Source organism: Pseudomonas sp. LBUM1673 (assembly GCF_059695645.1).
In genome coordinates this window covers 761358-774776 of record NZ_CP166780.1, presented here as the reverse complement: position 1 = coordinate 774776, position 13419 = coordinate 761358, and the positions used below count along the sequence as shown (strand labels likewise).

At 60.6% G+C, this 13419-nt stretch carries 13 protein-coding genes; 3 read left to right on the top strand and 10 right to left on the bottom strand.

The genetic code is table 11. The annotated features are described in order from the left end of the window. Nucleotides 1-88: 88 nt before the first annotated feature. From ACA044_RS03425 to ACA044_RS03410, 4 genes are read right to left on the bottom strand one after another with little or no spacing between them, the layout of a single operon-like run. Nucleotides 89-646 (bottom strand): DUF4136 domain-containing protein, encoded by a 558-nt coding sequence (locus ACA044_RS03425; protein ID WP_497445159.1) that lies wholly within the window; start codon nt 644-646, stop codon nt 89-91. 53 nt (nt 647-699) lie between these two features. Next, entirely contained in the window at nt 700-1338 is a 639-nt protein-coding gene (locus ACA044_RS03420; RefSeq protein ID WP_497445158.1) for a DUF4136 domain-containing protein, read from the bottom strand. Between the two features lie 12 nt (nt 1339-1350). Continuing rightward, nucleotides 1351-2100 (bottom strand): methyltransferase domain-containing protein, encoded by a 750-nt coding sequence (locus ACA044_RS03415; protein WP_497445157.1) that lies wholly within the window; start codon nt 2098-2100, stop codon nt 1351-1353. Beyond that, nucleotides 2100-2402, bottom strand: coding sequence for a MazG-like family protein (locus tag ACA044_RS03410; RefSeq protein ID WP_305423773.1), 303 nt, complete (start codon nt 2400-2402; stop codon nt 2100-2102). The genes ACA044_RS03415 and ACA044_RS03410 overlap by 1 nt, the downstream gene beginning before the upstream one ends. Before the next feature lie 191 nt (nt 2403-2593). On the opposite strand from ACA044_RS03410, the gene ACA044_RS03405 reads away from it, so the two are divergent. Both ACA044_RS03405 and ACA044_RS03400 read left to right on the top strand, forming a co-directional pair. After that, on the top strand, nt 2594-2887 hold the full coding sequence (locus ACA044_RS03405; protein ID WP_008011267.1) for a hypothetical protein: 294 nt from the start codon (nt 2594-2596) through the stop codon (nt 2885-2887). 234 nt (nt 2888-3121) lie between these two features. Beyond that, nucleotides 3122-4462: an MATE family efflux transporter gene (locus ACA044_RS03400; RefSeq protein ID WP_497445156.1), complete on the top strand. Its 1341-nt coding sequence runs from the start codon at nt 3122-3124 to the stop codon at nt 4460-4462. A 24-nt stretch (nt 4463-4486) separates the two neighbouring features. Here the strand turns inward: ACA044_RS03400 and ACA044_RS03395 are convergent, their stop codons facing one another. From ACA044_RS03395 to ACA044_RS03370, 6 genes are all read right to left on the bottom strand, one after another. Beyond that, on the bottom strand, nt 4487-5284 hold the full coding sequence (locus tag ACA044_RS03395; RefSeq protein WP_497445155.1) for a DUF4123 domain-containing protein: 798 nt from the start codon (nt 5282-5284) through the stop codon (nt 4487-4489). Next, the gene (locus ACA044_RS03390) at nt 5281-6603 is read right to left on the bottom strand and encodes a contractile injection system protein, VgrG/Pvc8 family (protein WP_497445154.1); all 1323 of its coding nucleotides are present in this window, start codon (nt 6601-6603) and stop codon (nt 5281-5283) included. The genes ACA044_RS03395 and ACA044_RS03390 overlap by 4 nt, the downstream gene beginning before the upstream one ends. A gap of 233 nt (nt 6604-6836) precedes the next feature. After that, nucleotides 6837-8750, bottom strand: a complete 1914-nt coding sequence (speA, locus tag ACA044_RS03385; RefSeq protein WP_497445153.1) for an arginine decarboxylase — start codon at nt 8748-8750, stop codon at nt 6837-6839. Between the two features lie 222 nt (nt 8751-8972). Next, entirely contained in the window at nt 8973-9344 is a 372-nt protein-coding gene (locus ACA044_RS03380; protein ID WP_105340398.1) for a translation initiation factor Sui1, read from the bottom strand. A 274-nt stretch (nt 9345-9618) separates the two neighbouring features. After that, entirely contained in the window at nt 9619-10188 is a 570-nt protein-coding gene (locus ACA044_RS03375; RefSeq protein WP_497445152.1) for an NUDIX hydrolase, read from the bottom strand. A 3-nt stretch (nt 10189-10191) separates the two neighbouring features. Further along, nucleotides 10192-11259: a DUF2333 family protein gene (locus ACA044_RS03370; RefSeq protein WP_497445151.1), complete on the bottom strand. Its 1068-nt coding sequence runs from the start codon at nt 11257-11259 to the stop codon at nt 10192-10194. Nucleotides 11260-11722: 463 nt separating this feature from the next. Between ACA044_RS03370 and gcbA the strand changes: the two genes are divergently transcribed. Beyond that, nucleotides 11723-13393: a diguanylate cyclase GcbA gene (gene gcbA, locus ACA044_RS03365; protein WP_497445150.1), complete on the top strand. Its 1671-nt coding sequence runs from the start codon at nt 11723-11725 to the stop codon at nt 13391-13393. The last annotated feature ends 26 nt before the right edge of the window (nt 13394-13419 follow it).

Below are 13419 nucleotides of genomic sequence, written 5' to 3'. Positions count from 1 at the left end.
TGTCAGATTTTTGGGGCCGCTACGCAGCCCAACGCGAGCAAGCTCGCTCGCCACAGGCCCGCTCCCACAGTGGATCTGCGGCGTTATTTTAGCGCGGTGGATAGTTAGCCAATATCCGTCCGACCGTCTCGCGGATCGTATTACTGCGGTCCTGCGGATTCGGTGTGCGACTAAGCGTCTGCTCGTCGCTGCCGCGCCACACCAGTTTGCCGTCCTTGCCATCGAGCAGGTCGACCTGGATGGTCGCCACCTTGTAGCTGACGTTGCGGGTTTCGTTGTACATCGGCCCGCCCCAATAGCCATTCCATGGGCCACCCCAACCACCGCCATAGTGAGTGGTCACCTGTTGCTGACGATCTTCGACGATCAGGTAGGTCTGCACCTTCAGATCCGACCTGGCACCGGCGGCGGACGGACGCAAGCCACGCTGGTCCAGCTGATCGGCAACGGATTGGCGGATACGTTGTTCGGTCAGGTCACTCTTGATCCGCGGGTCATCGGGGCGGTATTGCACGGCGGGCTCTTTCCAGCTCCAGCTACGATAGGCAGCAAAGTCGCGGCTGGCATCGAAGTCATGATTGACCTGGTTGGCGGCGCAGGCAGTGAGCAGCGCGGCCATGGCCAGTAAAGCGAGACGGCGGAACATGATTTTTCTCCGATTGAAGACATGATCCAGCGGGATGCCTCCTTAACAGGAAGCTAATTAGGAGGATACGCCGACATAGCCTTTTCGACAGCTTCGCGAATGGCATCGGCACGCTCGCTCTGGGTGCCCTGACTGCTGGTTTCGGCGCTGGCACTCCACACCGGTTGCCCGGTGCTTGCGTCGAACAGATCGACCCGCACCACCACGACTTGGACCTGATAAGTACGGATGACCGGCACCGTGTTGTACATGCCGTAACCGTTGCCGTAGCGGTTGTAACCGCCATAACCGCCGCCGTAATACCCCCCGCCGTAACCGCCACCGTAACCAGAGCCGTCCTGCACCTGACGCAAGCGGGTTTCCACGTGCAGGTCGGCGCTGACCAACAGGTCGGCCGGGCGATTGTCGTGCAGCGGGCGCAAGCCGCGTTGATCGAGGGCATTGCTGACGGCTTCGGCCACTTGCGCCGAGTCGGCCCAGGCCGTGCCCGGAGGCAGACGCCCGTTGAGCCAGGCCCAGCTGCGGTAGCGGCCGTAGTCCCGTGGCGGCGCCGGGTAGGCGCTGCGGTCGAAGGTGGCGGCGGCCTGGGGCGGTGCCGGTGGCAGGGGATTGGACGTCGCGACATAAGGGTTGCGGCCCTGACAGGCCGCCAACCCGAGACAGATCACCAGTAACCCTGAACGACATTTCATTTCGCGCTCCGGTCAGATCGGCCGACAGATCCAGTGCAAATAGCGCCCAAGCCCGGCGAAACTTGGGTGACGGCGGTGGGCCAGTTCCATTTCCAGCAAGTCCGACAGCTCGACGCGGGCCTGGAATTCCACCGGCATGTAGTCGTAAAAAACCCGCACCCCACTCTGGGTTTCGACCTGCCACATGCTCTCAAGTTGCGCCGCCAGTTCCCGTGGATCCAGTGGCTGCTGCGGAGTCAGGCTCTGCTTCTCGCCGGCCATGTCGTTCTTGCGCATCTTTCGGAAATGACCCTTGAGCAGGTTGCGGTAGATCAACGCATCGCGGTTGTAGAACGCCAGGGACAACCAGCCGTCAGGTTTCGTCAACTGATGCAGCACCGGCAAAATCGCATGGGGTTCGGCCAGCCATTCCAGCACGGCGTGGCACAACACCAGATCGTAGGGTTCGGTGAGCTGACCGAGCAAATCTTGCCACGGCGCCTGAATGAACGTCGCCGTCTGCCCTGCTTCGGCGAAGCGCTGGCGGGCGCCTTCAAGCATCGGTTCGGCGGGTTCGGCCAGGGTCACCTGATGACCGCGCTGGGCCAGCCACAACGACATGTGGCCCAGGCCGGCGCCGATGTCCAGTACGCGCAACGGGCGGTCCGGCAGGGTTTCGGCCAGATCGGCCTGCAGCACGGCGAGACGGATCGCACCTTTGGCGCCGCCGTAGATTTTTTCGGCGAAGCGAGTCGCCAGTTGATCGAAATGACGGTCGCTCATCAGCTGAACCGCCGTTCGCTGTCCGCGAGTTTGCTGCGCACCACTTCATTCATGTCCAACCCCAACTCGCTGCACAGCAGCAGTAGATACAGCACGATGTCGCCGACTTCCTGCCCGACATGAGCGAGCTTGTCCGCCGGCAACTCGCGCGACTGGGCTTCGGTCAGCCACTGGAAAATCTCCACCAGCTCGGACATTTCCACGCTCGCGGCCATGGCCAGGTTTTTCGGGCTGTGAAATTGCCGCCAGTCATTGCGGTCGCGAATGGCGTGCAGGCGTTCGGTCAGTTCAACAAGGTTCATCGGGCTCTCCTGAAGGCGTATAGCTTCAGGGGGATGGCGGGTGAAGGCAAGTGGCAGCGTTGTGCCTGCGCACTTGCGCCATACTCAAAAAGATCGCAGCCTTCGGCAGCTCCTACGGGAACTCGACAGCACGATCAATAGCCCAAGGCTCGGATCCGGCAACTACGCCACCATTCCATCAGGACGTACACATGCAGGTAGAAAGCTTTTTCGAATGGCTCGGCCAGATAATCGGTTCGGCCATCCGGTTCATCATTGATGCCCTCAGTGGTCTGTTCAACCTGTTGAGCAACGCCGGCAGCAATTTTGTCGAAGGGTTGGCCCAGGCCCTGGGCATGGACACTTCGATCGTCAGCATCATCACGCTGATCATCGGGCTGATGCTGCTGTGGGCAGCGATCCGCGCCTTCATGAACGCATCGATCATCATGGGGATTATCTGGTTGCTGCTGGGGTTGTGGTTGCTGAGCTGGATCGTTCACTAACCCCACCATCCCCTGTGGGAGCGAGCTATGTGGCGAGGGGGCTTGCCCCCGTTGGGTTGCGTAGCGACCCCAAGTGCGGTCATCGCTGTTCTTCAGTTCACTGCATGCGCCGATTTTGCGACTGCTTCGCAGCCGAACGGGGGCAAGCCCCCTCGCCACATAGCTCGCTCCCACATTGGATCGATGTAGATTGCGAATGTGTCGCTACAATGCAGGCGCCCCCAAGGAGCCTGCATGCCCAACCTGATTGCCGACTGGCGCGACCGTCCGACCCATCGTCGAGTCTGGGCGCTCGCCGCCCCGATGATTCTCTCGAACATTTCCGTACCGCTGGTAGCGCTGGTCGACAGTACCGTCATCGGCCATCTGCCTCATGCTCATCAGCTCGGCGCCGTCGCGGTGGGCGCCAGCCTGTATACCTTTCTCGCCTGGGCCATGGGGTTTCTGCGCATGGGTTCCACCGGGTTCGCCGCTCAGGCTGCCGGACGCGGGGATGGCGCAGCGTTGCGGCAGATTTTGCTGCAAGGTCTGTTGTTGGCCATGGGCCTGGCCATTCTGTTGGGCGCGCTGGGCGTGCCGTTGAGCGGGGTCGCGTTGCACTTCATGCAACCGTCGGCAGAGCTGGATCAACTGACCCGCGACTTCTTCCACACGCGACTGTTCGGCTTGCCGGCGGCGCTGGCCAGCTATGCGTTGGTCGGCTGGTTTCTCGGCACCCAGAACGCTCGGGCACCCTTGGCGATTCTGCTGGGCACCAACCTGGTCAACATCGCGCTGAACTTGTGGTTCGTGCTCGGCCTGGAGTGGGGCGTGGTCGGCGCAGCGCGGGCCTCGGTGATCGCCGAGTGGACCGGCGCGCTGATCGGCCTGTTCATGACTCGCAAAGCCCTGCGCGCCTATCCCGGCCATATCGCCTGGGCTGCGCTGGCGTTGTGGCAGAGCTGGCGCCCATTACTGGCGGTCAACCGCGACATCTTCATCCGCAGCCTGGCATTGCAGTCAGTGTTTTTCCTGATCACCGTCCAGGGTGCGCGGCTGGGCGATGCCACGGTCGCCGCCAACGCCTTGCTGCTCAACGGCTTGCTGCTGACCGCCCACGCGCTGGACGGTCTGGCCCACGCCGTGGAAGCCCTGTGCGGACACGCCATCGGTGCCCGCGATCGAGAGGCCCTGCGGCGCTCACTGGTGGTGGCGTGCGGTTGGTCGTTGCTGGCGAGTCTGGGGTTTGCCTTGCTGTTTCTGTTCGCCGGGCACCTGTTCATCGAGATGCAGACCAACATTCAAAGCGTACGCGAGACCGCGTTCATCTACCTGCCTTACCTTGCCGCACTGCCGCTGATTGCCGTCTGGAGTTACCTGCTCGATGGCCTGTTCATTGGCGCCACCCGCGCCCGGGAAATGCGCAATGGCATGCTGTTGACGGTGATCCTGCTGCTGCCCTTCGCCTGGGCGCTGCAAGGCCTGGGTAACCATGGACTTTGGATAACCTTCCTGTTGTTCATGTTGCTACGCAGCCTGACCCTTGGCGTATTCGCCTGGTATTTGCGCAAGAACGACAGTTGGTTCAAAGGATGACGAGGGGACGGGTCGTCAGCTCGTTCAGGGTTGATCGTTCTGCCACAGGCTGCGCAGGCTATCGAGACGCTCCTGTTGGGTGATTCCCGGCAACGGTAACCGGGGCACGGCGTCGGGGTGCTGCAAGCGCAGCCATAACCAGCCATCGAGCACCGGGCGTTCGCTGAAATCCAGCGCCAGCCCTTCCTGCAGATAGGCCCACAAACAGTTGTAGTCGGTCCCGGTGGATCGGCTCCAGCGCCAGGCGTGTTGTTCCAGCAGGCAGGTTTGCAAGGTGTCTCGCTGACGCGGGCTGAGGTTCTCTTCGATGGCCAGCGGCCTGACGGCAAGCCGCGGATTGAACAGCTGCTGCCAGCCCTGACAGCCCACGGCCCGGTCGGCCCAGGTACCGCCGAACCAGCGCAACTGGTCGATCGGACCGAGCCAGCGACTGAGTTCCTGCGCATCGCAGGCATCAAAAAAATAACTCGCCGTTTGAGGGTTGTAGTAACTCAACAAGGCCCGGTGATGCAGACTGAAGGTGACTGTGAGCATGCGTCGCAAATGCTCCAGCAACTGCGATGGCGGTGCGTCACTGACCAACAGCAACCCGCTCCAGACAGGTGCCTCACTTGGGTACGACTCAGCCAGTGCGGGGCATTCGCTAAGGTCCACCAACGCCGGCCCGTGCTCACGCAACGGGTGAAACTCGGTGCCTTCGAACAGCCAGAACCATCGGGCATGAGCAAACTGTTGCCGCAGCATCGCACCGGCCCCAGGCACGCCCGGTACATCGAGCAACAGCCATTGCGGGGTCGAGTCGGGCGCCTGAGCGGCGATCATGCCGCACCGCTCTGGCCAAGCAGCGTCGCTGCCCGGCAAGTGCAAAAAGATTGCGCGCAATGACTGAAACTGCCCCCGCCGGGCAGCAGACACAGGAGCACCAAGGGTTCGCTGGATTGCAGCAAGCTCAATAAACCATCAACCACGCGGCTGGCTTCAGTCGTCGAGGCGGATAGCAGGTCGGGCATGACGGACTCTGCGCTGGACGATGGTCCGGGAAGAAACCCGCTGATCAAGGGTTGATCAGGATCGCCTTCGAGAAAGCTCACCAGCACTTGCGCGCCTTCACTCAACGGCAAGACACCCGAGCCTTCCAACTCGGGAGCCAACGGCAACCAGCAGTGACTGGGGGCTGCGCCTTCGCCTTGATAAAGCCAGTCAAACTGCACGGCAACCGGTTTGGAGGGATCGGGTCGAGACTCACCGACGTCGACCACCCACGCCCGCTGCAGGCTGTGCATCCTGGGTTTCACGAGCGAATGAGCCGCCACGAAAGGCATTCCCTGCGTAATGGCGCGCAGCTGGTTGCTATAGGCAAGCCCCGGCCCCTGCCCGCCTTGATGCTCGACATGGGTCAGAAGCCAGAGACGATTCCAGTTCGCGCACGGATGGCTGGACAGCGGCATCAGCTGACCGCTGCGCAGCGTTGCCAGGTTCGTCCGGCCTTCGGCAATCTGCCCGCAGCCGTGAAGCTTGAACTGATGCACACCGGGCCGCTCGCCCCCATCCTCGAAGACGCTCTCTGTGCCACGACGAAACTGCCCCAGGCCATCACCGAAAACCAGACAGTGCCCGCGTGCGCGATGCTCGAAGTAGTAATGAAGCCGTTCCTGGGCGCACAGGCGCTGGAGAAAGTGCAGATCCGATTCCCGGTACTGCGTACAGAAATCACGGGGCGGGTAATCGCCGCTCAGGTCGAAGCGGTGATCCTTGCCGGCAATGCCATGCTCCTTGAGCACCTGAGCGAGAATCTCCGGCACCGAGCGATGGCTGAAAATTCGTTGATTGAAGCGCTGCGCCAGACAAGCCAGCCGGGGTCCCAGACGCACACGACATAGCCTGGGTTCACCGCCATGGCTGTGCTGAACAAGGCCAAGTAACTGCCCGTGAATACCCTGCCCCTCGGGCCCGAAGTGCAAAAAGGCCGAGCGGTACAGCAGGCTTGCGAGGTCCAGCGTCGGGTCATCGCTCAGCAGTTCCACGTCGAACACAAAAGGCTCGCTGATGGCTTCACTACCGGTAAAGGCCAAGACTTCAAAGGGGTCGGGCAGACCCGCTACATCCAGACGAAATGACGGCTCGTTGACTGGATCGAACATCGGCGATTCTCTAAAGGAGGGGCGGCCGGGGATTCTCGCTGAGAGACATGGCCGAGTAGAGTGCCGAAGTACAACTTAGGAAATGACCTACGCGAAAAGAAGACCACATCGCTTGGATAGCCCAGCATGTGGGTGATTTCGCTTGAAAAAAAAGAAGTGCCGCACCAGGTCATCTGAAATTTCCGCAACGTACAGAGAATTTTCAGACAACCTGATGAGAACGGAGCCTTACCTCAAGAAGACAGGTAAGACGAACGGGTCAGGCCCAGACGCAAGGCATCGAGGAACTGGGTGCGCTCGGCGGCGCTGATGCGGGCACTGGCGCACTTGTCGCGGTAGTGGGTCATCAGCTCTTCCGGCGACAAGTGCACGTAACGCAACATGTCTTCGATGGTGTCGTGGGTTTCAATACCGGCGTGGTACACGCTGCCGTCCGCGTTCTGGTAGATGTTCACCGAATCGGTGTCACCGAACAGGTTGTGCATGTCGCCAAGAATTTCCTGGTAGGCACCGACGAGGAAAATCCCCAACAGGTAGTCCTCTCCTTCGTTCAGACCGTGCACCGGCAGGCTGGTCTCGATGCTCTGCTCGTCGACGTACTGCTTGATCTTGCCGTCGGAGTCGCAGGTCAGGTCTTGCAGCACGGCACGGCGCAGCGGCTCTTCGTCGAGACGGTGCAACGGCAGGATCGGCAGGACCTGGCCGATGGCCCAGGTGTCCGGCAGGCTCTGGAATACCGAGAAGTTGCAGATGTACTTGTCGGCCAGTTTGTCGTTGAGTTCGTCGAGCACCTGACGGTGGGAGCGCTGACGAGCCTTCAACGAGTTGTGCAGGCGGCGGCACACGGCGAAGTAGCATTGCTCGGCCAGGGCTTTTTGCGCCAGGGTCAGCTTGCCATCGGCGTATTGAGTGGCCACGTCGCTCATGTAGTGCGTGGCGCGCCAGTAGGTCTCGGTGACCATTTCAATGTCGGTCGGGCCGAGCAGGTCAACCAGCCACTGCACGGTTTCCGGCAGTTCTTCCTTGTTATCGATCTTCGGCACGTCGTCGTTGTGTTTCTCGACGTCGGTCACCTGCACCACCAGCATGGCGTGGTGGGCGGTCAGAGAGCGGCCGCTTTCAGAGAAGATGTTCGGGTGCGGCAGGCTCTGCGCGTCGCAAAACTCCTTGAGCATCCCGACCACGACACCGGCGTAATCGTCCATGTCGTAGTTGATCGAACTGGCGTTACGCGAGTGAGTACCGTCGTAGTCGACACCCAGGCCACCGCCGACATCGATGTGATCCACCGGCAGGCCGAGGTTGCGCAGCTCGCCGTAGTAACGGATCGCTTCCTTGAAGCCGTGCTGGTAGTCCGCCAGGTTGGCGATCTGCGAACCCATGTGGAAGTGCAGCAGGCGGATGCCCTGATCCAGGCCCGCCGCGCGGAAACGCTCGACCACCGACAGCAGTTGCGCCGCCGACAGGCCGAACTTGGATTTTTCGCCACCGGTGTCTGCCCACTTGCTCGACGCCAGGGACGACAGACGCACGCGCAGGCCGACCTGCGGCTTGACCTTGAGCGACTCCGCTTCTTCGATCACCAGACCGACTTCGGATTCTTTCTCGATCACGATGAACACGTTGTGACCGAGCTTCTGGCCCATCAGCGCCAGGCGGATGAACTCGCGGTCCTTGTAACCGTTGCAGACGATGGTGCCGCCCTTCGGCGCCAATGCCAGCACCGCCAGCAGTTCCGGCTTGGAGCCGGCTTCAAGGCCGATCGAAACGTCCTGAGTGGCGATGATATTTTCGATCACCGCTTCTTGCTGGTTGACCTTGATCGGGTACAACGCGGTGTACTTGCTCTGGTATTCCAGGCGCTCGATGTTGGCGTCGAACGCGCCAGTCAGCTGACGCACGCGGTCTTGCAGGATGTCAGGGAAACGCACCAGCAACGGCAAGGACAAACCGCTTTTGCGCAGTTGGTCGACTTGCTCGAACAGGTCGATAGGCGAACTGGTCGGGCCGTTCGGACGAACTTCGACGCGACCGGCGTCATTGATCGCGAAATACCCGGCCCCCCAATGGCGAATCCCGTAAACACTGCGGCTGTCCGCAACTGTCCATTGGCTGCCATCGTCTTTGCGTGTGCGTCGTACGGACATCGAAGTCCCCTATAAATGAAGTCATAGAGCGTCGCCTTGAGTTCAGGCCGGCGCAGTCTAAAGAATGAAAATGACGGTTCGTCAACGAGGGGGTAGACCTCGCTGACCGCAGTGAGTTTAGAAACCGGTCATGAACAGGCTCTGTGAAAACCATGGAGACGACGCCAGACCGCAATAGAAGTCAGGACTGGATCAAGCCGCGGGTGGTTTTCACAGAGGCTGCTAGCCGCCGGACTTCTTCGCCTTGAAACCGTGTTTGATCAGTTCAGCCAAGAGTAGCTCGACATGATCGCCCTGGATTTCGATGATCCCGTCTTTCAACGCCCCACCCGTCCCGCAACGTTTCTTCAACGTCGTGGCCAGTTCCTTGAGCGCGTCTTCGGCCAACGGCACTCCGGTGATGGTGGTCACCGTCTTACCGCCACGGCCCTTGCTTTCGCGACGCACGCGAGCGATGCCGTCGCCGGCCGGGATAACGGTTTGTTTGCAGATGCAGGCATCCACCGGTTGACGGCAATCGGGGCAATGACGACCTGCGTCGGTGGAAAATACCAGGCCACCAAGGGCGGCGAAGGATGCGGCTTTTTTGGCCACCGGCAATCCTCTTGGGAGGACAAAGACTGGTCGTGGCAGATGCCATCGACCGCGAAGCCCCACTCAGGCAGGGGCAGCGCTACTGAAACGGAAAACCCAGTGTAGGAGCTGACGAGTGCAACGAGGCTGCGATCTTTTGATTTTGACTCAAAAGCTAAAGTCAAAAGATCGCAGCCTGCGGCAGCTCCTACAGAAAGCCATGCCGGTTCAGCTTGAAAAGGTCGCGCAGTGTAACGGCAAAAAGCCGACTTGCTAAGAGCCAATCGGCGCCAATTTATAGCTCTTTTGCGACGTTATCCCCTTGGGCGCGAAGATACCGCTTCAAGGCCGCCAAAGAGTCCGGGCAGTACGGCTTTTGCTGGATTTCCAGCAGGACCTGATCGATCGGGATGAAGCGTGCTTCAAGCACTTCTTCTGGCTGCAGGACCAAGGGGCCATCCCACACTGCCGAAAACGCCGAACACCAGAGCCGGTTGCCGGTGTCCTCGAAGAAAAAGTGATCATGAGCGGTCAGTTCCACACCGCTCACGCCCAACTCTTCTTCCAGCTCACGGGCTGCCGATTCGGCGTAAGTCTCGGTAGCCAGCACCATGCCGCCGGCCGCCACATCCCAAAAACCGGGATAAATCGCTTTGCTCAGGGTGCGCCGATGTACGCACAGTTCACCGGCAGAATTGAACAGCATGATGTAGGTGCCGCGCCCGATCAGCCCGCGTTCGCGCAGGTCGGAGCGGACCAGAGCGCCGAGCAGGTTGTCCTGCTCGTCGACCCAGGCGATCTGCTCGGCGTCGGAGGCCGCGCGATGGGCGGCCTCACGCATGTCATCGACGGAGCTATCGACCATGACTCAGCCCTGATTGAGCAGTTGACGCAGGTCGATCACCGCGGCGTTGGCCCGGGAGATGTAGTTGGCCATGACCAGCGAGTGGTTGGCCAGCACACCGAAGCCGCTGCCGTTGAGAATCATCGGGCTCCAGACCAGCTCTTGCGAAGCCTCCAGCTCGCGAATGATCTGGCGCACGCTGACCGTGGCGTTTTTCTTCGCCAGCACATCGGCGAAGTCGACTTCGATGGCGCGCAGCAGATGGGACAACGCCCAAGCCTGACCGCGGGCTTCGTAGAACACGTTATCGATCTGCATCCACGGGGTTTCGACGACTTCTTCGTCAACCTGCGGCACCTGACCGAGCGCCGGGACTTCGGTTTTCAGTGCCGTATTGAGCTTGACCCGACCAACGCTGGCCGACAGCCGTTGCGACAGCGAACCCAGACGGGTCCCCACATCACCCAGCCAGTTGTTCAGGTTGTCGGCGCGGGCATAGAACAGCGCGCTTTTCTGGTCAGGCCCCGACAGACGTGCTTGATAGCGGCTCAGGGAATTGATGCCTTCCTGATACTCGGACTCACTGGATGGCAGCACCCAGCTCTTGTTGTCGAAGTTGAATCGTGGCTCGGCCTTGGCCAGGTCGGCGTCTTCGGCGGACTGCGACTGGGAACGGGCGAAGTCTTTACGCAGCGCGCGGCTCAGATCGCGGACCTGGACCAGCACGCCATATTCCCAGCTCGGCATATTGTCCATCCACAGGCCCGGCGGGAAACGGTCGTTGGAAATATAGCCACCCGGCTTGGTCAGCAAGGTACCGGCGACGGTCTTGAGGGTTTCCACCGTGGTGTACCCGACAACCATCTGCTTGCCTTCTTTCTCGGCCGCCACCTGGGCATTCTGCTGAACCGGGAACAGCGCCGGCTCCTGGCTCCAGTACCAGCCCAGCGCGATCGCCACCAGCAGGTAAAGGCCAATCAGAGTGGCCAGCGCCCGGCTGAACAACAGGCCGCCAAAATAACTGCGGGTGGCCGATTTCGGTTCAGCGGCACGTTCAGGCGCGCTGCCCGTACGGTTCTTCCAGTCCAGCATGGCGATATCCTTTCAATCACTTGAGTTCATCGGTTCGACCACAACCCTACGCCATCGTGCCTCATTTTGCCGCGCATTAATCTGCGCGGAGCACTGAGCCACACAATCGCATCGTCGAGGTGCCACTATAAATGAAGCACGCCCCTTGTAGCAGCTGGCGAAGCCTGCGTTCGGCTGCGCAGCAGTCGTGAAATCAGACCATGCGGTGTTTCAGGAAGACTTCGCGCTCAGGTTTTACGACTGCTGCGCAGCCGAACAGCCGAACAGCCGAACATCCGAACGCAGGCTTCGCCAGCTGCTACATGTATAGCGCACAGTTCTGATGTCTATAGGACCAGTCGGTCGAAAACTGAATGAAGTCGCTTTGCAGATTATTGACATACGACACTCATGCAATCGAAAAGAGGTGCTAGCATAGAGCCATCAGTCGATCTCAGCATGCACCCTAACTAGTAGTCAGGATATGACCGAGCCAGAAGACCCCAGCCGTGAGCGCCTCAAGCACCACTTTGCCCAGCGGGTAATTCATCAGGCACGTCAGATTCTTGAGATATGGCAACGCCTGCAACGCAACGAATGGTCCACCACCGACTTGTCGGAGCTGAGTGAGGCCAACCTGCGCCTGCTGCGTTTTGCCGAGCGGTTCGAACAACCGGAACACTCCCAGTTGGCACGCCACATCGGCCAGTCTCTGGAGGCGGTCGACGCCAACCGCGGACGCCTGAGCAGCGGACTGATCACCGACCTCAATCGCCTGATGCAGCGTCTGTCCCGCACCGGCCTGCGCCATGGCGATCAGCTCGAACAAACCTTTCTGCCGCCGCTGCGCAAACCGATCTACGTGATGTTGCAGGATCATGACCGGGCCGAGCGGCTGGCCAAGCAACTTGAATTCTTCGGGCTCAGTGCCCAATCCCTGGACAGCGTTGCGGCGTTTCGCTCCTCGATGGTCGAGCGCTTGCCGGCAGCGATTGTCATGGATGTCGACTTCAGTGGCGCCGGCATCGGTCTGAAACTGGCAGCTGAAGCCCAAATCGGTCTGGATGAACCGTTACCGCTACTTTTCTTCAGCCTGCACGAAACCGATACCCCGACCCGCCTCGCCGCCGTGCGCGCCGGAGGCCAGGAATTTCTCACTGGCACCCTCGAAGCCTCGAGCCTGCTGGAAAAGATCGAAGTCCTGACCTGCGTCGCCCAGTACGAACCCTATAAAGTGCTGATCATCGACGACTCCCGCGCCCAGGTCTTACACACCGAACGCCTGCTCAACAGCGCCGGGATCGTCACGCGGACCTTGATCGAACCGATCCAGGCCATGGCCGAACTGGCGGATTTCCAGCCAGACCTGATCATCCTCGACATGTACATGCCGGCCTGCACCGGCACTGAACTGGCCAAGGTGATCCGCCATAACGACCGCTATGTCAGCGTGCCGATCATTTATCTTTCAGCCGAAGATGACCTGGACAAGCAGCTCGATGCCATGAGCGAGGGCGGCGACGATTTCCTGACCAAACCGATCAAGCCACGGCACCTGATTACCACCGTGCGCAACCGCGCAGCGCGGGCGCGCAATCTGAAAGCGCGGATGGTGCGCGACAGCCTGACCGGCTTGTACAACCACACCCACATTCTGCAATTGCTCGAAGACTGTTCATTCCGCGCCCGTCGCGAGAACAAGCCGCTGAGCTTTGCGATGCTCGACATCGACCACTTCAAACGGGTCAACGACAGCCACGGCCATCCCATGGGCGACCGGGTGATCAAGAGCCTGGCGCTGTTCCTCAAGCAGCGGTTGCGCAAGACCGACTTCATCGGCCGTTACGGCGGTGAAGAGTTCGCCATCGTCATGCCAGACACCGATCTGGAATCGGCCTATAAGGTGCTCGATGAAATCCGTCAGCGCTTTGCCGAAATTCACTACCCGGCTCAGCCTCAAGACCTCTGGTGCACCTTTAGCGCCGGCATCGTCGAACTGCGCGAAGACTCCGACAGCCTGCTGATGGCCAGCCAGGCGGACGAGGCGCTGTACCGCGCCAAAGACGCCGGACGTAACCGCGTGCAGGCCGCGCGGGAATCAAAGCAAAGTGCCACTTTTTCATCGGAATCGACCGATTCTGTCATAACCCTGTAACAGAACCGCAATAACTTCAGGCACTT